This is a genomic window from Phyllobacterium sp. K27, assembly GCF_054796155.1.
Genome location: NZ_CM139240.1, coordinates 857,559 through 878,641 on the forward strand (window position 1 = coordinate 857,559; position 21,083 = coordinate 878,641).

Here is a 21,083-nt window from a genome sequence, read left to right on the forward strand (position 1 = left end):
CGACTTATTTCTCCGTAGTGTAGAATGTGTGCGGCAACACATTTTCAACGTGCTGCCGCTTATGCCCGGTCTTAGTCAGCCCGACGAACATAGGTCAGTTCATTGGTATCGACGATAATACGTTCGCCGGATGAAATGAACGGTGGTACAAGAACGCGAATTCCGTTTTCGAGCACAGCAGGCTTATAAGATGATGCGGCGGTCTGTCCTTTGACGACAGGATCTGCCTCGGTGATTTCAAGCGTGACGTAATCCGGCAACGAGATACCGATTGGGCGCTCGTCATAAAGTTCGACGGTAACCATCATCCCGTCCTGCAGGAACGCGGCGCGGTCGCCGACGAAGTCTTTCTGCAGCTCCAGTTGTTCGTAGCTCGCGGTATCCATGAATACCAGCGCATCGCCCTGCTCGTAAAGGAAGGAGAAGTCCTTCTGCTCAAGGCGGACTTTTTCGACTGTTTCCGCAGAACGGAAACGCTCGTTCAGCTTTGTGCCATTGATGAGGTTCTTCAGCTCTACCTGATTATAAGCGCCGCCTTTGCCGGGTTTGACATGGTTTGTTCTGACTGCGACCCAAAGTCCGCCATCATGTTCAATCACATTGCCAGGACGGATTTCATTACCGTTGATTTTCATTTGTCTATCCGGATTGAAGTTGAGAGTTGGCACCAACATGAAAAGCGGCGTCCAATAATGGCGCTCCAAGACCACAAATTCGCGCAATAGGCAAGTGAAAGCGCAAAAACAGCTACTATTGCAGCTTGTTTGCCTCAGTAATTGCCGCTTTCATCTGATCGTCATCCAGTCCATCGAGGAAAGAATTCAGATCAGGATCGTTCAGACCGGCGCGTCGCGCCACAATGTACCAAGCCGCTGCCTTGATGCTATCGCCTTCCACGCCCAATCCATCGCGATAAAGTTTTGCAAGCCGTGCCTGTGCCGCAACATTGCCACCCACAGCAGCGCGAAGCATCCAGCCAAAACCGGACCTGTAGTCGCGCTTGCCGCCTCGGCCCTCAACGAGCCAGGTTCCAAGGTCCATCTGCGCGGTATCGTAGCCCTTTATGGCGGCCTTTATGAGATATTGCCGCGCTTTGGGTTCGTCGCGTTGAACTTTGGGCGTGCCATTGGCCAAAATCTGGCTGACCGCATATTCGCCATCAGGAAGACCTTTTTCTGCGGCCTGCAGAAACCAGGGATATGCATTGTCCAGCCCGGTTTCGCCCGGATGCTCTTGCATGAGAATCTGTCCAAGATTGAATTGCGCCGCGGCATTGCCTGCATTGGCTGCCGCTTTCGTCAGTTCCTTGGCTTTGGCTGGGTCTTTGGCCGCATATTTCCCTTCAAGCAGAATACCAGCATAGCGGAATTGCGCTTCCGGCTGTCCCTGCTCGGCGGCCTTTGCATACCATTTTGCCGATTCAGCAAGACTGGCTGGAACACCCAGACCTCGGGCGAGAATATCCGCAACGAGTACCTGCGCTGTTGCATCACCAGCTTCGGCGCGAGGCATTGCGAGATTATAGGCGGTCTTGTAAAGGCCGCGCTGATAGGCGCCGAAAGCTTCATCCTCAGCGCCTTTACCAAAACGGGTGGGGTTGATCGGTTCGGCAACAGGAGCGCCCAAGGGCTTGGGTTTGTCCTGTTTCGGGGTTGTATCAGGTGATTCAAGCAGTGCTGGCGCAGGGTCAATTGGCTTTTGTGCAGGGCTGGTCGCTGCTGGCGGTGTGTCAGTCGTTTGCTGTGCGAAGCCGGGCGCTGCCAGCATCACCGTCAGAGCTACCGAAAAAGGTAGAAGTGCAACCCGCGTCAATTCCATCAGTCCTGCTTCGCTTTCATCAGTTTCCGTCTTCAAGTGCCGGTGCGTGGTCGTCCAGCAGACGGTTGGCCTCTTTAACTGCCGCAGCAGGGTCCGCTCCATCGAATATGGCCGCGCCCAAGGCAATAAATTCGGCGCCAGTGGCAACTGCATCCGGGATGCTTTCCAGCGTGTTCCCCGCCTGGATGATGCAAGGGATTTCGACCATCGAGGCCCACCAATCTGCCAGATCGATATTTCGTGGATGCGCTTCCGGCTTGTTATCGGCACCGATTTTCCCAAAAAGCACATAATCCGGCGCAGCTTCCCCAATTTCGAGCGCTGTGTGCCGATTTTTGATATTGCCTGTTCCCACGATCATCTTGGGCGATAGCCGCGCAACATTATCTGCAAGTTCGGCAACCGGCCCTTCAAAATGGAGCCCATCGGCTTTGACCCGTCCAGCAATCTGCGTGTTGCCAACAATAATGGCGGCTACACCGGCATTCTGTATCAACGGAACCGCAGCTTCGGCCAAATTCTGGAATGAAGTTTCGTCCATTTCATAGGGCGGCAAGAGCACCGAAGCGACGTCGCCGCCACTCAGCGCTGCGCCAAGTTTTGCTACAAGTTCGTCAACGTTGGCTGCATTGGGTGCAACCAGAACGATACGGCAACGCTTTGGAGTAGGTTCGCTGTTCATTTGTTACCCTTAACTATCGTTCTTCTTTAACGGTTAAATCATGATCGAATTCGGGCATAAAGGATGGTGTGTGCTTTGAACAGACCCTCCGCAGTTTCTGAAAACGGCGGGTTGAGTTTTTTCGGTGATTTTCCAGAGAAAGCATTTCTCAATATCTCCGTTCAGGATTAAGACAAAATCTCCTCCTTACGAGTATTCCTGCCATGTCCGATCTTTTGTTGAACCCCTGGTTCTATGCCGCTGCCGTGCCTGCGACGATTCTCATAGGCCTCTCAAAGGGTGGCCTTGGCGGAGCGATGGGTCAAGTCGGTGTGCCGCTCATGGCCTTGGTCATGCCGCCCGTTCAGGCTGCGGCAATCATGCTGCCCATTTTGATCGTGATGGATGTCGCCAGCCTTTGGTCGTGGCGCGGTCATAGCGACGCAAAGACGCTCAAGCTTATGCTGCCCGGAGGTCTGCTCGGCATTGGGATCGGCTGGCTAACGGCCTCTATAGTGACTGATAATATGGTCAAACTTATCGTCGGGCTGGTGGCGATCATCTTTTTCGCGCGATATGTTTTTGCAAGCGCCGAGCGACGCGCCAAGGCGCAGCCGCACAATACGGCCGCCGCGACTTTCTGGTCAGCCATAGCCGGGTTCACAAGTTTTGTCGCCCATGCAGGCGGGCCGCCCTATCAGGTTTACGCTCTCCCGCTTCGTCAGGACCCCAAAGTCTATAATGGTACGAGCGTGATATTCTTCGCGGTCGTGAATGCAGTGAAAGTCATTCCTTATTTCGCGCTTGGGCAATTCGATGCGACAAATCTCGAGGCATCGGCGGTTCTTATGCCCCTTGCGCCGCTGGCGACTTTTGCGGGAGCGTGGATCGTCAAACGCATGCGACCGGAAGTGTTTTATCCCTTTATGTATGGGATGATCCTGCTGATGGGACTCAAGCTGACCTACGACGGAATCGTCGCTTTGTTATATTCTTGAACCAAAGTTGATCGGTGCTACCGCAACTTTTGCCTTAAGCAGGCATTATCAAATCGCAACTGCCCAGAATAAGTCGCTCCCAACGAGGCCGGGAACGCAATGCTTGCAAAGTATTGACAGGAAATGGTGAACTTCATGACACAGACCCAGATAAAACAGCGGGACACCCGCATTGACGTTTTCCGGGCTTTGGCGCTGCTGACCATTTTCGTCAACCATATTCCGGGCACGATATTCGAGCATTTAACTCATAAAAACCTGGGGTTCTCCGATTCCGCAGAAGCATTCGTGCTGATTTCGGGGATCGCAGTTGGTTTGGCTTACGGCTCCAAGTTCGAGCCGGGCAATCGCATGCTGATGACATTGAAGGCTTGGCGACGCGCGGCCACGCTCTACAGCACGCATATCCTGACGACGATAGCGACGCTTGCTATTTTCTGTGCGGCAGGACTTTATCTGAAGCGTCCTGAATTTATGTCCTTTATCAACATTGGGCCTCTGATGGATCAGCCTGCAAAAGCCCTGATCGGGCTGGCAACGATGGGGCATCAGCTTGGTTATAATAATATTCTTTCCATGTATGGCGTGCTGCTTTTGATGCTGCCAGTGTTTCTGGCAATTGGCAGCATCAGCCTGAGCGCCATGATTGGTGTTTCGGGTGTGTTGTGGCTGGTTTCAGGTGTCTATCAGATTGCGCCGCCAAACTATCCGACTGACGGCGTGTGGTTCCTCAATCCGCTGTCATGGCAATTCCTGTTCGTCATCGGTATTGCTGGTGTCATGCATGTGCGTCGTGGCGGGACCATCGCCTTCAACAAATATTTGTTCGGTCTGTCCGTAGCTTATATTCTGACGGCGCTGGTCTGGGTGCGCTGGCCACTTTGGGGCGTTGATACGTCGCTTGGCCTGCCAATGGTGCTGACAGGCTTCGACAAGACATTCCTGTCGCTGACACGTCTGGCCCATGTTCTGGCTCTTGCTTATGTCATCGTCTCCGTGCCTGCGCTGTCCAATCTGGCGCGGACGTCACGGGATCATCCGCTGGCGATTCTGGGGAAACATTCATTGCCAGTGTTTGTGGCGGGTACGATCCTTGCCATGATTGCGCAGGTGGTAAAGGTCATTAATCCAGGCGGCCTGCTGGATGATACATTGCTGGTTGCCAGTGGCATCATGGCGCAATTTGCCCTTGCTTATTATCTTGAGTGGTTGCCGCGCATTGGGTGGGGCGGGCGTCCTGCTCAAAAGCCTGTATCCGCGAAGCCTGTTCTCGTCAGTAAAACCATGGTCGGTACGGCTTTGAAACCGGCAACACGAGCGGTGCCGTCCTAGGGTCCTGACCCTAGGTTCCGTCTTTATCAGATAGTCCGCATGTCTCGTTTACTGCGGACTTTCTTTTTATGTAAAAGAATCGGCTGGCCCTCGCCGATAAAGCTAAGTTAAGCTGGCTTTATTGTTGTGGGAGGCGATGTGTATGGGCAGTATTTTTGAGCAGGATCTGGAGCGCAACCCGGCAAACCATCAGCCGCTGACGCCACTTTCCTATCTGGAGCGTGCGGCGCGTGTCTATCCTGGCAGAACTGCCATCATCCATGGCTCACAGCGGACTGACTACGACACCTTTTATCGAAGGACGCGCCAACTGGCTTCCGCGCTGGCTCAAAAGGGCATTGGCAAAGGCGATACCGTTACAGTGATGCTTTCCAACACGCCGCCGATGCTTGAAGCGCATTTTGGCGTGCCCATGACGAAGGCGGTGCTGCACTCATTGAATACGCGGCTGGACGCGGCAATTATCGCTTTCCAACTGGACCACGCAGAAACGAAGATCGCGATTGTCGATACGGAGTTTTCAAAGGTCTTCAGCGAAGCGCTCAAGCTTGCAAGGGTCAAGCCTCTTGTCATTGATTTCGTCGATGCAGAATATCCCGATGATGCGCCGCATACGCAGGGTCCAAGGATTAGCGAACTCGACTATGAAACCTTCCTTCAAAGTGGCGATCCGGACTATCTCTGGTCGATGCCGGATGATGAGTGGGACGCAATAGCGCTCAATTATACATCCGGTACCACGGGTAATCCCAAGGGCGTCGTTTACCATCATCGCGGTGCGGCACTGATGGGGTATGGCAATATCATAGCGTCCGGGCTGGGGCGCTATCCCGTTTATCTCTGGACGTTGCCAATGTTTCATTGCAACGGCTGGTGTTTCCCGTGGACCTTGGCGTTGCAATTCGGGACCCATATCTGTCTGCGCTGGGTAAGGGCAAAGCCGATTTACGACGCAATTGCCGATCATGGCGTCACGCATCTTTGCGGCGCGCCCATCGTTATGTCGACTTTAATCAACGCCGCCGAGAGCGATAAACGGACATTCCCCCAGACGGTCTCGTTCAACACGGCTGCCGCTTCGCCGCCTGAATCCATCCTGGCTGGCATGGCGGACGCCGGGTTTGAAGTCACGCATCTCTATGGGCTGACAGAAACCTATGGTCCTGCGGTGGTTAATGAGTGGCAGGATGAATGGAGCACGCTTTCCCCATCATCACAAGCTGCCAAGAAATCGCGGCAAGGTGTCCGTTATACGGCGCTGGAAGGGCTTGCGGTTCTTGATCCTGAAACGATGGCGCCGGTTCCGGCAGATGGCGAAACCATCGGTGAGGTTATGTTTCGCGGCAATATTGTCATGAAGGGTTATCTCAAGAATCGGCAAGCAAGCGATGAGGCTTTTGCAGGCGGATGGTTCCATTCGGGCGATTTGGGCGTGACCTATCCCGATGGCTATATTCAACTCAAGGATCGCTCAAAGGATATTATCATTTCGGGCGGAGAGAATATCTCGTCCATAGAAGTCGAAGACGCGCTTTATAAGTTTCCGGGGGTGGGTGCGTGCGCTGTGGTCGCCCGGCTTGATGAGAAATGGGGTGAAACACCCTTGGCCTTTGTGGAAATGAAGATGGGTTATGCAGCCACCACGGAAGAATTGATTGCGCATTGCAGGGGATTGCTGGCAGCATTCAAATGTCCGAGGCACGTGGTGTTTGAGGAAATACCCAAGACATCGACCGGAAAAATCCAGAAGTTCGAGTTGCGCAAAAGGGCTCGGGAAATCGGCAACTGATATTTAGGGTCCGGACCCTACTGCTTTGTTCGCGAATGATTGTATTTTAGGCAGTTTTATCTCGATTTGTTCAAGTTAACTGTCTGTTAAGCATTACAATCTATAAATAAGTTATCCAGTTTTCTGGATTCTTACCAAGTGGTTTGGCCACTTTGTTTGACGCCTCCCTGTTAGACTCCTGAGAGCCGCCTCGTTTTGCGGCTCTTTTTTTTGTTCATATCCTGCGATCATTATGCCGTTAACCCTTTATTAAGGATAAACTTGCGTCACTGTGCACATACGGGCAGGTTGCGGGGAATACTGCCCGCCGACCGTTGTGCTGTTCCGGCTCCTCCTTCAGTAAGGAGCCACTGCTTTGACGAAAATTGCGGATTGCGGCAGCGCATATTTTAGATGACAGGGCATATGATGGGTGAACAGGAATTCAAGGCAGACAACACGATCCGACTTGCAGATCGTATGGTTCGCTCCGGAAGCTTCAATCACATATATGATGAAGGAATGAACCTTGTGGAGGAGGCGGCGGCTTATCTTGATGGCCAAGGCCGGGATGCCGCGCGCCTACTTTCAAGGACTGCGGCAACGCTTTACGCTGCCGAGTCGATGCGCCTGACGACACGCTTGATGCAGGTCGCATCGTGGCTGTTGCTGCAACGCGCTTCGCGCAGTGGCGAGATGACGCTTGAACAGGTCATGTCGGAAAAAGCCAAAGTACGGCTTGATACGGATTCTGCACCTGAAACAGTTGAAGGCTGGGACGAAATTCCACTTTCCTATTGCGATATTGTTCATCGCTCATTGAGATTGCAGGCTCGTGTGCGCCAGATGGACGATGAAATCTACAATGACGGCGCAGGCATTGAGCATGATCGCTTCATGTCAACGAATCCCGTGTCAGATCAAATCAGCCTGTTGGCGACAGCTTTCGGTCATCGATAATTTTTCCAAAGTTTGTTTCTCTTTTGTTCACCTTTGTGCTGTCATGTTAAATGACAGACAGATAAGGTTCGGCAATGAAAGAAGCGATTCGCATCATCGGTATTGATCCCGGTCTCCGCCGCACAGGCTGGGGCATCATCGAAACGCTGGGAAACTCATTGCGTTTCGTCGCTTCCGGAACGATCCTTTCAGATGCCAAGCTTGATCTCGCATCTCGGCTCTGCCAGTTGCATGATGGGCTTGCTAGTGTCATCCACGACCAGATGCCGCACGAGTCGGCTGTCGAGCATACTTTTGTGAATAAGGATGCGACTGCGACACTGAAACTCGGGCAGGCGCGCGGGATTGCTCTTCTCGTTCCTGCGCTTGCGGGACTGAAAGTTGCAGAATACGCTCCCAATGCCGTGAAGAAAGCCGTTATTGGTGTTGGTCACGGCGACAAGAAGCAAATTCATATGATGGTGAAGGTTTTGATGCCGAAAGCAGTGTTCGATACGGATGATGCGGCTGATGCTATCGCTGTCGCCATTTGTCATGCCCACCACAGGCAAAGCGCAATCGGGCGTCTTTTGATCGAACAGAAACTGGCAGCAACTGCATGATAGGCAAGCTCAAAGGTACCGTTGACGAAATCGGCGAAGATCATGTGATCGTCGATGTGCATGGCGTTGGTTATGTTGTGTTTTGCTCAATGCGCACCCTATCCAATCTTCCTGCGGCTGGGGAGGCGGTTGTACTCTTGATTGAAACCTATGTACGCGAAGACCTTATACGCCTTTTCGGCTTCGGAACTGCTCTTGAGCGTGAGTGGTTTCGCCTGCTGCAGAGTGTTCAGGGCATTGGTGCCAAGGTCGCTTTGAGTGTGTTGGGTACCCTGACGCCATCTGATCTCGCCAACGCTATCGCGCTGCGTGATATTTCGATGGTTTCAAGAGCGCCGGGTGTCGGCAAGCGTGTTGCCGAGCGCATCGTGACGGAGTTGAAAAACAAGGCTCCGGCATTTGCTGGTGAAGCCGTTGGAACGATCGGACTTAAGCAGGAATTGGGAGAGGGCGTAGCGCCTGCGCCTGTTACGGATGCGGTTTCAGCGCTCACCAATCTTGGCTATTCGCGCGATCAAGCTGCCAATGCCATTGCTGCGGCTTTGAAAAATGCAGGCGAGGATGCGGATTCCGCCAAATTGATCCGGCTGGGCCTGAAAGAGCTGTCGCGGTGATGCATTGTCTGGGAAGGCAGTCTATGCGAGGACAGGCGCATGAGTGATGCAAGCCGTCTGATAACACCGGAAAAGCGTGGGGAAGACCTCGACACCTCGCTACGTCCACAAACCCTTGCCGATTTTGTGGGGCAGGCAGCGGCGCGCGCTAATCTCAAAGTATTCATAGAAGCTGCCAAATCGCGTGGAGAAGCCCTCGACCATGTGCTGTTTGTGGGTCCGCCCGGTCTGGGCAAAACGACATTGGCGCAGATCATGGCCAAGGAGCTTGGTGTCAATTTCCGCTCAACCTCTGGTCCGGTCATTGCCAAAGCAGGTGATCTTGCGGCCCTTTTGACCAATCTGGAAGAGAACGACGTTCTTTTCATCGATGAAATCCACCGACTGAATCCCGCCGTTGAGGAAATCCTTTATCCTGCCATGGAGGATTACCAACTCGATTTGATTATTGGTGAAGGCCCCGCTGCCCGGTCGGTAAAGATCGACCTTGCAAAATTTACCCTTGTTGCCGCAACCACGCGTCTTGGCCTTTTGACAACGCCGTTGCGTGATCGGTTCGGTATCCCGGTACGTTTGAACTTTTATACAGTCGAAGAGCTTGAGCACATTGTGCGTCGCGGTGCGCGTATCATGGGCATTGGCATGACCGACGACGGCGCGTTGGAAGTTGCCCGTCGTTCTCGTGGGACGCCGCGCATTGCCGGGCGTTTGCTGCGGCGCGTACGGGATTTCGCCATTGTCGATGGCAAAGACAAGATTGACCGCGAAACTGCGGACTCAGCTCTGCTGAGACTTGAGGTTGACCGCCTTGGTCTTGATCAGCTGGACCGGCGCTACCTTGCGATGATCGCCCATAATTTCGGGGGGGGGCCGGTGGGAATTGAAACAATAGCAGCGGGGCTTTCAGAGCCGCGTGATGCGATTGAGGACATTATCGAACCCTACATGATCCAGCAGGGCTTTCTTCAACGCACACCGCGCGGGCGCGTATTGACCGTCAACGCCTGGAAACATCTTGGACTGACTGCGCCTGCGGATATTGTCCAGCAGCAGATTGCACTTTTTCAGGATGATGATTGATGAGCGGGCTGGCGGGAAGGCTGACAGATGACGGGCATAAGCTTGAAGCCCGGGTCTATTATGCCGATACGGATTTTTCCGGTGTTGTCTATCACGCTCGGTATCTGGAATTTCTGGAACGCGGGCGCACGGACTATCTGCGTTTGCTGGGTGTGCACCATACGGAACTTGCCGAAGGGAAACTTGGTGAGAATATCGTATGGATCGTCCGACGAATGGAGATTGATTTCAAATCACCTGCGCGTATTGATGATGTACTGAGCGTTGAAACGCGTACCGCCTCCATATCCGGTGCGCGCGTGAGCATGCATCAGACCATCCGGCGCGGCGACGAACTGCTTATATCGGCTGTTGTTGAAGCAGCCATAGTTAATAATGCAGGCCGTCCGCGAAGGTTTCCGGCAGAGTGGGTTAAGCTTTTTGACCCACGGGCATGAGTTTATGCCAATTATATCGGTCTGATATGTGAATCATAACCGATCCTTAACCATAACAAATCATGAATAGGGCTATGAAACGTGGCGTTTAGCGTTAACGCCTTCGTTTTACCAAAATTAACGTAAAGAAGCCCCGTTAAGGTTACTGGAAATAAATCCGGTTTTTACACGTGGCTCATCTGATTGAAACGATTGTGCCCCGGTCAACAAGCCGGGTTTTCGGATTCGAGGATTAATATGGAAGATCTAACAGCCGTTGCCGTACATGCAGATGTTTCCCTATGGGGATTATTCATGCAGGCAGGTTTTATCGTCAAGCTTGTGATGATTGGCTTGCTGGGCGCATCCATCTGGACCTGGGGGATCATTCTGGACAAAAGCCTTGGGTTTGGAAGAGCGAAACGTGCCTTTGATCGCTTCGAACAGGTTTTTTGGTCTGGTCAATCACTGGAAGAGCTGTATCGCAATCTCGGCGACAAGCGTACGACGGGAATGGGTGCCATCTTCATCGCCGCGATGCGCGAATGGAAGAAATCTTTTGAGAAGGGGGCACGGTCACCGATTGCGCTACAAATGCGTATCGACAAGGCAATGGATGTGGCGCTTGCTCGCGAAAGCGATTATCTGGCCGCTCGCCTGACATCGCTTGCCACCATCGGTTCAGCGGGGCCTTTTATTGGTCTCTTCGGTACGGTTATTGGCATCATGACATCGTTCATGGGCATCGCCGGAGCAAAATCAACCAGTCTTGCGGTAGTCGCGCCGGGTATTGCAGAAGCCCTTCTGGCAACGGCTATCGGCTTGGTCGCGGCTATTCCAGCGGTCATCGCCTATAACAAGCTGTCAAGCGATGCGGGTAAACTGACTGCACGCATGGAAGGCTTTGCCGACGAGTTCTCTGCCATACTATCGCGGCAAATCGATGAGAAACTGCCGCGGACTTGAGCCTGCGCAACAGATACAGCAATTGCGGGAATTGATGCTATGGGCATGTCTATGGGAAGTAATGGTTCGGGCGGCAACCGCCGACGTCGCGGACGCTACAGCAAAGGCGTGATGAGCGAAATCAACGTTACACCTCTGGTTGACGTCATGCTGGTGCTGTTGATCATTTTCATGGTGACTGCGCCGATGATGACTGTTGGCGTGCCGATCGACATGCCGGAAACTTCGGCGCAGACGCTGAACAGCGAAGCCGATCCGATCTATGTAACGATCAACCAGCAAGGTCAGATCTATCTTCAGGAAACCGAAATCCCTCTTGATGAGATCGTGCCCAAGCTGCAGGCAATTGCCAAGACCGGCTATCAGGAGCGCATTTTCGTCAAGGGCGACAAGGCCGCCGACTACGGTACGATTATGAAGGTTATGGCGCAGATATCGGGTTCGGGCTTCAAGAATATCGGCCTCGTCAGTCTGCCGGAAGGTAACTAATCCATTATGCGGGGTAGCATCACATCTTCAGCAATAATCCATGCCGCTTTGCTCGGCTGGGGCCTGTTGTCGTTTTCTGCGCCAACCCCGATGGATATGGCTAACTCGGAATCCATGCCGATCGACATCGTTTCCGATGTGAGTCAGCTGCAAAAAGGCGACAAGAAAGCCGAGAAGAACGAAAAGCCAGCGCCAAAGCCTACACAAAAGCCGCAGACGATTCCCGACGCGCAAAATATCGGCGACAGCGAGACGGATGTCGAAACCAAGCCCGCAACCGAGACAAAACCGAAGCCTGTAGAAGCTGCAGAAGCACCCAAGCCTTCGGAAATGCCGGTCGCCAAACCGGACCCGCAGCCCGAACCGAAACCGGAAGTAAAGCCCGAGCCGAAGCCGACACCTGTACCCGCTACAGAAGTGAAGCCGGAGCCGGAGCCTAAGCAGGAGGTCAAGCCTGACCCGGTTGCTGCCGCCATCAACGATATGAAACCTGAACCGGCACCAGCGGAAACACCGAAGGCGGAGCCAGCTCCGCAAGCCGAAAAGCCTGCAGAGGAAGAATTCAAGTTGCCTGAAAAGGTGGCAATGCCACAGGCCAAGCCAACCCCTCCGGCCCAGACCGCCAAGACGCCTGATCGCAAGGAAACAGCAGAGAAGCCGAAAACGCAGACCGCTTCGACGCCATCAAAAGAAAAGGACGGTATTGCGGACCAGGTTGCGGATTTGCTTAACAAGCAGAAGGCATCCGCTGGTGGCGCAAAGCGTTCAGCTGACCAAGCTTCGCTGGGTGCAAGCAAGACAACGGGTGGAAACTCTCTTAGCCAGAGCGAAATGGATGCGTTGCGCAGTATCATCGAAGGCAATTGGAACAAGCCGGTGGGTGCAGAAGAGTCGCCCGATATGAAGATTATCGTGCGGTTCCGCCTTACTCAGGACGGTCAGATTGATGGAAGTCCTGTAGTTAGCGGCACTGGGGCTGATGCCGGACTTTTGGGCGCAGTCAAAAGCAGCGCATTGCGAGCCGTTATGCGATCTGCTCCGTTCAACCTGCCGCAAGACAAGTATGATACCTGGTCGACGGTCGAACTGACCTTTTATCCGGGTGCAACCTGAAAATCACAATAGGCCAGCCAAAGAGGGCCCTGAACTAATGCTGAAATTATCCCGTTTATTCCTCTCCGCAATTGCGCTGGTTATGGCGACGTCCATAATTGCAACTTTGCCAGCCCGTGCTGAGCTTAAACTCGACATCACCAGAGGTGTTGTGGAGCCTATGCCCATCGCAATTACTGATTTCCTATCCGGCGATCAGCTCGGCGCGCAAATCTCCGGCGTTATCGCTGCCGATCTTGAGCGCTCAGGATTATTTGCTCCGGTCGACAAGGGAGCCTTCATCGAGAAGATTTCAAATCCAGATGCGGCACCGCGTTTTGACGACTGGAAAGTCATCAACGCACAAGCGCTGGTGACTGGTCGGGTGACCAAGCAGGGTGATGGCAGGCTGAAAGCGGAATTCCGGCTTTGGGATACATTTGCCGGTCAACAGCTCGAAGGGCAGCAATTCTTTACGGCTCCTGACAGCTGGCGACGTGTCGCCCATATCATCGCTGATGCGATCTATGAAAAGCTGACAGGTGAAAAGGGTTATTTTGACACGCGCATTGTGTTCGTTGACGAATCCGGTACCAAGGAAAAGCGTATCAAGCGTCTTGGAATCATGGACCAGGATGGCGCAAACGTTCGCTATCTGACCAATGGCAAAGACCTTGTCTTGACGCCGCGTTTTTCGCCAAGCCGGCAGGAAATCACTTATATGTCTTATGAGGGTGGCAGGCCGCAGATTTATCTGTTGCAGCTTGAAACCGGCCAGCGCGAACTTGTCGGCAATTTCCCTGGCATGACGATCGCGCCGCGCTTCTCACCGGATGGGCAAAAGGTCATTATGAGTCTTTTGCAAGAAGACGGTAGCGCCAATGTATACGCAATGGACTTGCGCAGCCGCACCACAACACGCCTGACAAGCACATCGGCAATCGATACAGGCGCATCTTATTCGCCAGATGGAACGCAGGTCGTGTTTGAGTCTGACCGTGGCGGGCGCCCACAGATATACAAGATGGGTGCCGACGGCTCCAATCCACAGCGTATTTCGTTTGGCGATGGTTCCTACTCAACCCCGGTCTGGTCCCCTCGTGGTGATCTGATCTCCTTTACCAAACAATCGGGTGGGCAATTCGCTATCGGCGTAATGAAAACAGATGGTTCCGGCGAACGTATTCTGACAAGCGGCTATCATGATGAAGGTCCTACATGGGCCCCCAATGGTCGCGTGCTGATGTTTTTCCGCCTGCCTCCAGGCTCAAACAGCCCGCATCTGATGACTGTCGATCTGACAGGTCGTAATCTGCGCCAAATCCAGACACCGAATCTGGCTTCTGATCCGGCCTGGTCGCCGCTTCTGGAATAAAAGGCCTGTCTTGATGAATTAGGTCGATTCCCGGCGTTGTTTTCCACCATCGCCGGGAATGTCGTTTTTCCGCCGCATTCCTTGCATTAAGGATGCGGCATAAGCATTTAGTTCGCCGTTAATCCTGATGTTAAGAGTGGATTAACCCTGTTTCTTGAATTGGTCTTAACCTCAATATGGTTACTGCTTGTTCACCGAAAAAATCCAATTCTCAAGGAGTCCAGGCTCATGCGCCGCTTCGAAATGATCGCCCGCAGTCCAGTTTTCATCGCCCTCTTCCTGTCGCTCGCCATTGCGGGTTGTGCAAAGAAGCCGGTCAACAGTGCCGGTGATCTTGGCCTCGGTGCTGGCGCTGCAACGCCCGGTTCGACGCAAGACTTCACAGTTAACGTTGGTGACCGCATTTTCTTCGACGTTGACTCGTCTGTTATTCGTGCTGATGCTCAGCAGACCCTGTCAAAGCAGGCGCAATGGCTGCAGCGTTATCCTAACTACGCAATCACCGTTGAAGGTCACGCTGATGAGCGCGGCACTCGTGAATACAATCTGGCTCTTGGTCAGCGCCGTGCGGCTGCCACGCGCAATTACCTCGCATCGCGCGGTTTGCCGGCACAACGGATCAAGACGCTCTCCTACGGCAATGAACGTCCTGTCGCTGTTTGCGATTCGGAATCGTGCTGGTCGCAGAACCGTCGGGCAATCACCGTTCTCGGTGGCGCTGGCAGCTAAGACAACGCTCTAAATTCTAAAAAAAGCGGCTTTTGGGCCGCTTTTTTTGTTTTATAACACGTTGAAACAAAATTTGGCCGAAGTCGCCTTGCTCATGATAGATAGGGCTGCTGCAAAAGGTTGCAGTGTTAAATTCCCATATCAGGGGCGGTAAAGGAATGAACAAACGATTGAAGAGTTTCGTAATGGCGACGATGCTGGTGCCATTACTGGCAACCGGCGCAAGTCATGCGGCGAGTGGAGGGGGTGGGTTTTTTCCGCCAGCACCCAAAGCGGCGGTCGGTGCTATGGATGCACCTGTTCTCATGGCACAGGCGGGTGATCCTCGTGTCAGCCAGTTGGAAGAGCAAATCAGGCAACTGACCGGCAAAATTGAAGAACTGAACTTCCAGCTTCTGCAAATGCAAGAGCAGATGCGGAAAGTTCAGGATGACAATGAATTCCGCTTTCAGGAGCTGGAAAAAGGCAAGCGTTCCGACGCTGGCGGCAAGGGCGACCGGACGGTCGCCGGAGCTTCCCGCGCGCCGCATAACACGGAGGCGTCGACAGATGCCTCCACCGATTCCGCTGCTATTGATCCACAGATTGATCCTTCCAACAATTCAGTGTTTGGCGAAGCGCCGCAAACGCTGGGACAGATTCAATTTGATGCCAATGGCAACGTAATTGGTGGAACACGTAACGAAGTTCCCGAGCAGGATAATACAACTGTCGCTGCTCTGCCGCAGACCGATGATCCAAAAACTCTGTATAGTCAGGCCTATCAGCTTTTCCTGTCTGGTGATTACCGAAGTGCAGAAGCCGCGTTCCGCAGCCATGTCGAGCGCTTTCCAAATGATCCGGCTGATCCTGATGCCCGTTATTGGCTTGGAGAATCGCTTTTCGGGCAGGGCCGTTACCAACAGGCGGCATCGGTTTTTCTGGACAATCACAAGCAATTTCCAGATTCAAAGAAAAGCCCGGAGAATCTGCTCAAGTTGGGCATGACGCTGGCAAAAATGAAAGATCATGCTGTGGCTTGCGCCACATTTGCATCGGTTACGTCCAGATATCCGAACATCTCGGCAGCGATCAAAGAGCGCGTGAAGAATGAGCGTGCTGCCAACAAGTGCTGAAACAGCGATCGATCTGAACGGCATTTTCTCCGCAATTGCCTTTGATGGCTTCAAATCAATTGTTGTTGCGGTTTCCGGTGGCAGCGATTCTCTGGCATTGCTCTATCTGCTGCTGGAGTATCGTAAATCCCGGCTATCATTTCCCGAAATAATAGCTGTAACGATTGATCATGAGCTTCGACCGGAATCCGGCGATGAAGCAACCTATGTTGGTGAACTCTGCCGAAAAGCAGGAATCGCCCACCGGATATTGCCATGGCACGGGCGCAAACCCGATACGGGTCTGTCCGCCAAGGCTCGGGAGGTGCGCTACAGGCTTCTGTGCGATGCAGCGCGCGATGCTGGTGCAGGGTTAATCCTCACAGGCCATACGCTGGACGATCAGGCTGAGACATTCCTGATGCGCTCTGGCCGAAGCGGTGTGGATAGCAGTGATCGCGGGCAGGCGGGCATGGCGCCTGCAACTTTGCTGGAACGACAGGTGTGGCTGTTGCGACCTTTATTGAGCACGCGCCGCGAAGAACTGCGAGATTATTTGCGCATGCTTGGAATCACGTGGAAAGACGATCCGTCCAACGAAAGCTTCAAATATGAACGTGTCCGGATTCGGAACAGAATCCAGGGAAACGATTTGAGCCAACTCCAAAATGAGATCAATGAGAAGGCCACAAAGCGGCTCAAGCTCAATGCACAGGTCGCGATGGCGTTACCGAGTTGCGTCACAGTATTCAGTGGCATCAAGCTGGAAATCGACCGTAAAACATGGGAACAACTTACACCCGAGGTTCGGCAATTGGCCATCGGCGTTTTGCTTGCTGTCATGGGTGGGCAGTCTTTTTTGCCTGCTGCAGTGTCTTGTAAAACAGCGCTGAAATTCATCGAAGAGGCCGGAAAGCAAAGTAAGCTGGCCCTCGGTCGCTGTATCATCGAAACAAGAACGGACAATATTTTCCTCTATCGTGAAATGCGATCAATTCCCGCGACGACCGTTGAGCCGGGAATGTCTCTGATCTGGGATGGACGCTATAGGGTAACCAACAAGGGGATCCGCTCGCTTATCATTGAAGCTTGCGGCAGCGAGGGCGTTGAAAGACTAAAAGAGAGACCTCAGGAGTTTCATTGGCCATCTGTCTCCTCAAGCCCCGCTGCTCATATCAACGGACAGGTTAGCTATTTTGCGCTTGATCACGGTAAATTGCCCGACGGAGTGATAATCGAGCGTCATGTTGGCTTGTTTGACAATATTCTCGTGGGATATGACCAATTATTGGCGCAATGCGTTGCTACAATGCTTAAAATACCGGCTTACAAGCATTCTCCTGTAAACCAGATTAACAAGAATTGAGCGGAAGTCTTGGCAAGGACACGCTTCGAACCTATGTTACATGCAAATTCCGCGTTTGCGGGTGCAATTGATGGGACCTGACATGAATCCTAACTACCGGAACTTCGCGCTGTGGGCGATAATAGCTCTACTACTGATTGCGTTGTTCAATCTTTTCCAAAGCCCTACGTCGCGTTCAGCGTCGAGTGATGTGCCGTATTCGCAATTTATCACCGATGTTAATAGCGGACGCGTGAAGTCGGTGACCATCACCGGTGATCGCATCACTGGTACGTATACGGACAATAATTCCAACTTTCAGACCTATTCACCCGGCGATCCGGGGCTGGTCGGACGTTTGGAAAGCAAAAATGTTCAGATCGCTGCCCGCCCTGAATCCGATGGGTCGACTTCACTCGTTGGTATGCTGATTTCCTGGCTGCCTATGATCCTCATTCTCGGAGTGTGGATTTTCTTCATGCGCCAGATGCAGGGTGGTTCGCGTGGCGCCATGGGTTTCGGGAAATCCAAGGCGAAGCTTCTGACCGAAGCGCATGGAAGGGTTACCTTCCAGGATGTTGCTGGTGTGGATGAAGCCAAGGAAGATCTTGAGGAAATCGTTGAATTCCTGCGTGACGCACAAAAATTCCAGCGCTTGGGTGGACGTATCCCGCGCGGTGTTCTGCTCGTCGGCCCTCCCGGCACTGGTAAAACCTTGCTTGCACGCGCTATTGCTGGCGAAGCAAATGTGCCCTTTTTCACCATTTCCGGGTCGGACTTCGTGGAAATGTTTGTCGGTGTGGGTGCTTCCCGCGTTCGCGACATGTTTGAACAGGCCAAGAAGAACGCTCCTTGCATTATCTTTATTGACGAAATCGATGCTGTCGGTCGTCATCGCGGTGCCGGTCTTGGTGGCGGCAATGATGAACGCGAACAGACATTGAACCAGTTGCTGGTGGAGATGGATGGTTTTGAGGCGAATGAAGGCGTTATCCTGATCGCAGCAACCAACCGTCCGGATGTGCTTGATCCCGCATTGTTGCGTCCGGGCCGCTTCGACCGTCAGGTCGTTGTTCCAAATCCGGATGTTGCCGGTCGTGAGAAAATTCTCAAGGTTCACGTTCGCAACGTGCCTTTGGCGCCAAACGTTGATCTTAAAGTGTTGGCACGCGGTACACCGGGCTTTTCCGGTGCCGACCTGATGAACCTTGTCAATGAAGGTGCTCTTATGGCGGCTCGGCGTAACAAACGCCTTGTGACAATGCAGGAGTTTGAAGACGCCAAAGACAAGATCATGATGGGTGCCGAGCGTCGCTCAACGGCGATGACGCAGGCAGAGAAAGAACTGACGGCCTATCACGAAGCAGGTCACGCTATCGTGGCGCTGAACGTGGCGCTGGCAGATCCTTTGCATAAGGCGACGATCATTCCACGCGGTCGCGCACTGGGAATGGTCATGCAGTTGCCGGAAGCGGATCGCTATTCCATGAGTTACAAATGGATGATTTCCCGTCTCGCAATCATGATGGGCGGACGCATTGCCGAGGAACTTAAGTTCGGCAAGGAAAACATCACCTCCGGTGCCTCATCTGATATCGAACAGGCAACGAAGCTTGCCCGCGCAATGGTTACGCGTTGGGGTTTCTCCGACAAGCTCGGGCAGGTGGCTTATGGCGAGAATCAGGAAGAAGTATTCCTTGGCCATTCGGTTGCCCGTACGCAGAATGTTTCTGAAGAAACAGCACAGCTGATCGATGCGGAAGTGCGCAAGCTGATTGATGATGCCTATAGCGCCGCTCGTGCCATTCTGACCAAAAAGAAGAAGGAATGGATTGCGATTGCGGAAGGTCTTCTGGAATACGAAACTCTGACCGGCGAAGAGATCAAGGCATTGATGGCTGGTAACAAGCCTGCCCGCGACCTTGGGGATGATACGCCCCCTTCGCGTGGATCGGCTGTGCCAAAGGCCGGAGCCAAGAAACCGCGCAAGGGGGATGAACCCGACAAGGGCCTTGAACCTCAACCGCAGTCGTAATTGTAGCAAAATGAAAAAAGCGGCTGGTGAAAACCGGCCGCTTTTGCACGAATTGTTCATGCTTTGGAATTTAGTATAATCGTCACATAATTTGTGAACTGCGAAAGAGATGTTCTTCTGCAATAAGCAAGACCAACTCAAGCATATTATGTAGCCGCTCCGGGCCTACATATCGCAACAACTGGATAACGTACATGGCTCGTAAGTATTTTGGCACCGATGGCATTCGCGGACAGGCAAATGCCTACCCCATGACTCCCGATATCGCCATGAAAGTTGGCATGGCCGTCGGACTTGCCTTTAAGCGCGGTGAACATCGCAATCGCGTGGTGATTGGCAAAGACACCAGACTTTCCGGCTATATGATCGAGAATGCTTTGGTGGCTGGCTTCACTTCAACCGGAATGGATGTTTTTCTTCTCGGTCCAATTCCCACGCCTGCAGTGGCGATGCTGTGTCGATCATTGCGCGCTGACATCGGCGTCATGATATCGGCTTCACATAATCCGTTTCAGGACAATGGTATTAAACTGTTCGGGCCAGACGGGTTCAAGCTTTCAGATACAATCGAGCTCGAAATTGAACGATTGATGGACGAGAATCTTGCAGATCGTCTATCGGCTTCGGAAGCGCTTGGCCGTGCCAAGCGTGTGGATGGTGACATTTATCGCTATATTGAATTTGCCAAACGCACCATGCCGAAGAATATCTCTCTGTCAGGTTTGCGCATTGTCGTCGATTGTGCCAATGGCGCAGCATATAAGGTGGCGCCGGCTGCATTATGGGAGCTGGGCGCCGAGGTTGTTACTATTAACAACGAGCCCAACGGCACAAATATTAATGAAGAGTGCGGTTCGACCCATCCTTTGGGCCTTATCAAAAAGGTGCACGAAGTTCGTGCCGACATAGGTATCGCGCTGGATGGCGACGCCGACCGCGTGCTTATTGTCGATGAGAACGGTGCGATCATTGATGGTGATCAACTGATGGCGGTGATTGCTCAATCGTGGCAGGAATCGGATCGCCTCGTCGGTGGAGGCGTTGTTGCCACCATCATGTCCAATCTCGGCTTTGAGCGGTTTCTCGGCGATCGGGGTCTGACGCTGGCGCGCACTCAGGTCGGTGACCGTTACGTCGTCGAACATATGCGAAACCATGGTTTCAATATTGGCGGCGAGCAATCGGGACATATCGTTTTGTCAGATTTTTCGACGACGGGGGATGGCCTAGTATCGGCTTTGCAAATCCTTGCAGTCGTTCAACAATTGCAAAAACCTGTCAGCGAAGTTTGCCGCAAGTTTGATCCTGTTCCGCAACTTCTCAAGAATGTTCGCACAACAGGCACAAAGCCGCTTGAGAACAAGCAGGTGAAAAGTGCGATCGACGATGCACGCGGACGCTTGGGCACATCGGGTCGTCTCGTTATCCGGCCCTCCGGAACAGAACCATTAATCCGCGTCATGGCGGAAGGTGACGACCGGAAGCTGGTAGAATCTGTCGTCAACGACATCATTTCGGTCATTTCATCAGCTGCATGAATGCGGATTTAGCGACCTTGAAAAGGCCCCTTTGCGGGCCTTTTTTATTGTCTGCTCTGAAGGTAAGCATTCGTTAGCGTTAATAAGTATGGTGAACAAACACGGTTAAGCGCGATTTAACTTTTTCCGCTCATATTCGGGATCACAACTACTGGTGGCATCCGCTGCGAT

At 53.0% G+C, this 21,083-nt stretch carries 20 protein-coding genes; 17 read left to right on the forward strand and 3 right to left on the reverse strand.

The features are described from left to right. Positions 1–71: 71 nt before the first annotated feature. The 3 genes from efp to ACYJL1_RS04220 all read right to left on the reverse strand — a co-directional run bounded on the left by efp (position 72) and on the right by ACYJL1_RS04220 (position 2,500). Positions 72–635 carry an elongation factor P gene (gene efp / locus ACYJL1_RS04210; protein WP_115054206.1) on the reverse strand — a complete coding sequence of 188 codons (564 nt, stop codon included), beginning with the start codon at positions 633–635 and terminating at the stop codon, positions 72–74. A 115-nt stretch (positions 636–750) separates the two neighbouring features. Next, a complete protein-coding gene (locus ACYJL1_RS04215) occupies positions 751–1,818 on the reverse strand; it encodes a tetratricopeptide repeat protein (protein ID WP_460897930.1) in 1,068 nt (355 codons plus the stop codon). Between the two features lie 19 nt (positions 1,819–1,837). Next, a complete protein-coding gene (locus tag ACYJL1_RS04220) occupies positions 1,838–2,500 on the reverse strand; it encodes a thiamine phosphate synthase (RefSeq protein ID WP_460897176.1) in 663 nt (220 codons plus the stop codon). A gap of 203 nt (positions 2,501–2,703) precedes the next feature. On the opposite strand from ACYJL1_RS04220, the gene ACYJL1_RS04225 reads away from it, so the two are divergent. The 17 genes from ACYJL1_RS04225 to glmM all read left to right on the forward strand — a co-directional run bounded on the left by ACYJL1_RS04225 (position 2,704) and on the right by glmM (position 20,912). Beyond that, entirely contained in the window at positions 2,704–3,477 is a 774-nt protein-coding gene (locus tag ACYJL1_RS04225) for a sulfite exporter TauE/SafE family protein (RefSeq protein ID WP_460897177.1), read from the forward strand. Between the two features lie 135 nt (positions 3,478–3,612). Then, the gene (locus ACYJL1_RS04230) at positions 3,613–4,809 is read left to right on the forward strand and encodes an OpgC family protein (RefSeq protein WP_460897178.1); all 1,197 of its coding nucleotides are present in this window, start codon (positions 3,613–3,615) and stop codon (positions 4,807–4,809) included. Positions 4,810–4,951: 142 nt separating this feature from the next. Beyond that, positions 4,952–6,598 carry an acyl-CoA synthetase gene (locus tag ACYJL1_RS04235; protein WP_460897179.1) on the forward strand — a complete coding sequence of 549 codons (1,647 nt, stop codon included), beginning with the start codon at positions 4,952–4,954 and terminating at the stop codon, positions 6,596–6,598. Positions 6,599–7,003: 405 nt separating this feature from the next. Next, on the forward strand, positions 7,004–7,537 hold the full coding sequence (gene rcdA, locus ACYJL1_RS04240) for a protease adaptor protein RcdA (protein ID WP_460897931.1): 534 nt from the start codon (positions 7,004–7,006) through the stop codon (positions 7,535–7,537). A gap of 74 nt (positions 7,538–7,611) precedes the next feature. Further along, complete coding sequence (ruvC, locus tag ACYJL1_RS04245; protein ID WP_460897180.1) at positions 7,612–8,139, forward strand: crossover junction endodeoxyribonuclease RuvC; 528 nt, start codon at positions 7,612–7,614, stop codon at positions 8,137–8,139. Next, on the forward strand, positions 8,136–8,753 hold the full coding sequence (gene ruvA, locus ACYJL1_RS04250) for a Holliday junction branch migration protein RuvA (protein WP_460897181.1): 618 nt from the start codon (positions 8,136–8,138) through the stop codon (positions 8,751–8,753). Before ruvC ends, ruvA begins: the two co-directional genes overlap by 4 nt. A 39-nt stretch (positions 8,754–8,792) precedes the next feature. Next, entirely contained in the window at positions 8,793–9,833 is a 1,041-nt protein-coding gene (ruvB, locus tag ACYJL1_RS04255) for a Holliday junction branch migration DNA helicase RuvB (protein WP_115054213.1), read from the forward strand. After that, the gene (gene ybgC / locus ACYJL1_RS04260) at positions 9,833–10,270 is read left to right on the forward strand and encodes a tol-pal system-associated acyl-CoA thioesterase (protein WP_460897182.1); all 438 of its coding nucleotides are present in this window, start codon (positions 9,833–9,835) and stop codon (positions 10,268–10,270) included. The genes ruvB and ybgC overlap by 1 nt, the downstream gene beginning before the upstream one ends. Positions 10,271–10,507: 237 nt before the next feature. Further along, positions 10,508–11,215, forward strand: coding sequence for a protein TolQ (gene tolQ / locus ACYJL1_RS04265; RefSeq protein ID WP_460897183.1), 708 nt, complete (start codon positions 10,508–10,510; stop codon positions 11,213–11,215). Between the two features lie 39 nt (positions 11,216–11,254). After that, entirely contained in the window at positions 11,255–11,704 is a 450-nt protein-coding gene (gene tolR / locus ACYJL1_RS04270; RefSeq protein WP_460897184.1) for a protein TolR, read from the forward strand. 6 nt (positions 11,705–11,710) lie between these two features. Further along, positions 11,711–12,817, forward strand: a complete 1,107-nt coding sequence (locus tag ACYJL1_RS04275; RefSeq protein WP_460897185.1) for a hypothetical protein — start codon at positions 11,711–11,713, stop codon at positions 12,815–12,817. Between the two features lie 37 nt (positions 12,818–12,854). Further along, positions 12,855–14,171: a Tol-Pal system beta propeller repeat protein TolB gene (gene tolB, locus ACYJL1_RS04280; protein WP_460897186.1), complete on the forward strand. Its 1,317-nt coding sequence runs from the start codon at positions 12,855–12,857 to the stop codon at positions 14,169–14,171. A gap of 228 nt (positions 14,172–14,399) precedes the next feature. Next, positions 14,400–14,900: a peptidoglycan-associated lipoprotein Pal gene (pal, locus tag ACYJL1_RS04285; protein WP_460897187.1), complete on the forward strand. Its 501-nt coding sequence runs from the start codon at positions 14,400–14,402 to the stop codon at positions 14,898–14,900. 158 nt (positions 14,901–15,058) lie between these two features. Continuing rightward, positions 15,059–16,015: a tol-pal system protein YbgF gene (gene ybgF / locus ACYJL1_RS04290; protein ID WP_460897188.1), complete on the forward strand. Its 957-nt coding sequence runs from the start codon at positions 15,059–15,061 to the stop codon at positions 16,013–16,015. Then, entirely contained in the window at positions 15,990–17,360 is a 1,371-nt protein-coding gene (tilS, locus tag ACYJL1_RS04295) for a tRNA lysidine(34) synthetase TilS (RefSeq protein WP_460897189.1), read from the forward strand. Before ybgF ends, tilS begins: the two co-directional genes overlap by 26 nt. A gap of 82 nt (positions 17,361–17,442) precedes the next feature. Next, positions 17,443–19,374, forward strand: coding sequence for an ATP-dependent zinc metalloprotease FtsH (ftsH, locus tag ACYJL1_RS04300; RefSeq protein WP_460897932.1), 1,932 nt, complete (start codon positions 17,443–17,445; stop codon positions 19,372–19,374). A 194-nt stretch (positions 19,375–19,568) separates the two neighbouring features. Beyond that, positions 19,569–20,912, forward strand: a complete 1,344-nt coding sequence (gene glmM / locus ACYJL1_RS04305) for a phosphoglucosamine mutase (RefSeq protein ID WP_460897190.1) — start codon at positions 19,569–19,571, stop codon at positions 20,910–20,912. Positions 20,913–21,083 lie beyond the last annotated feature (171 nt).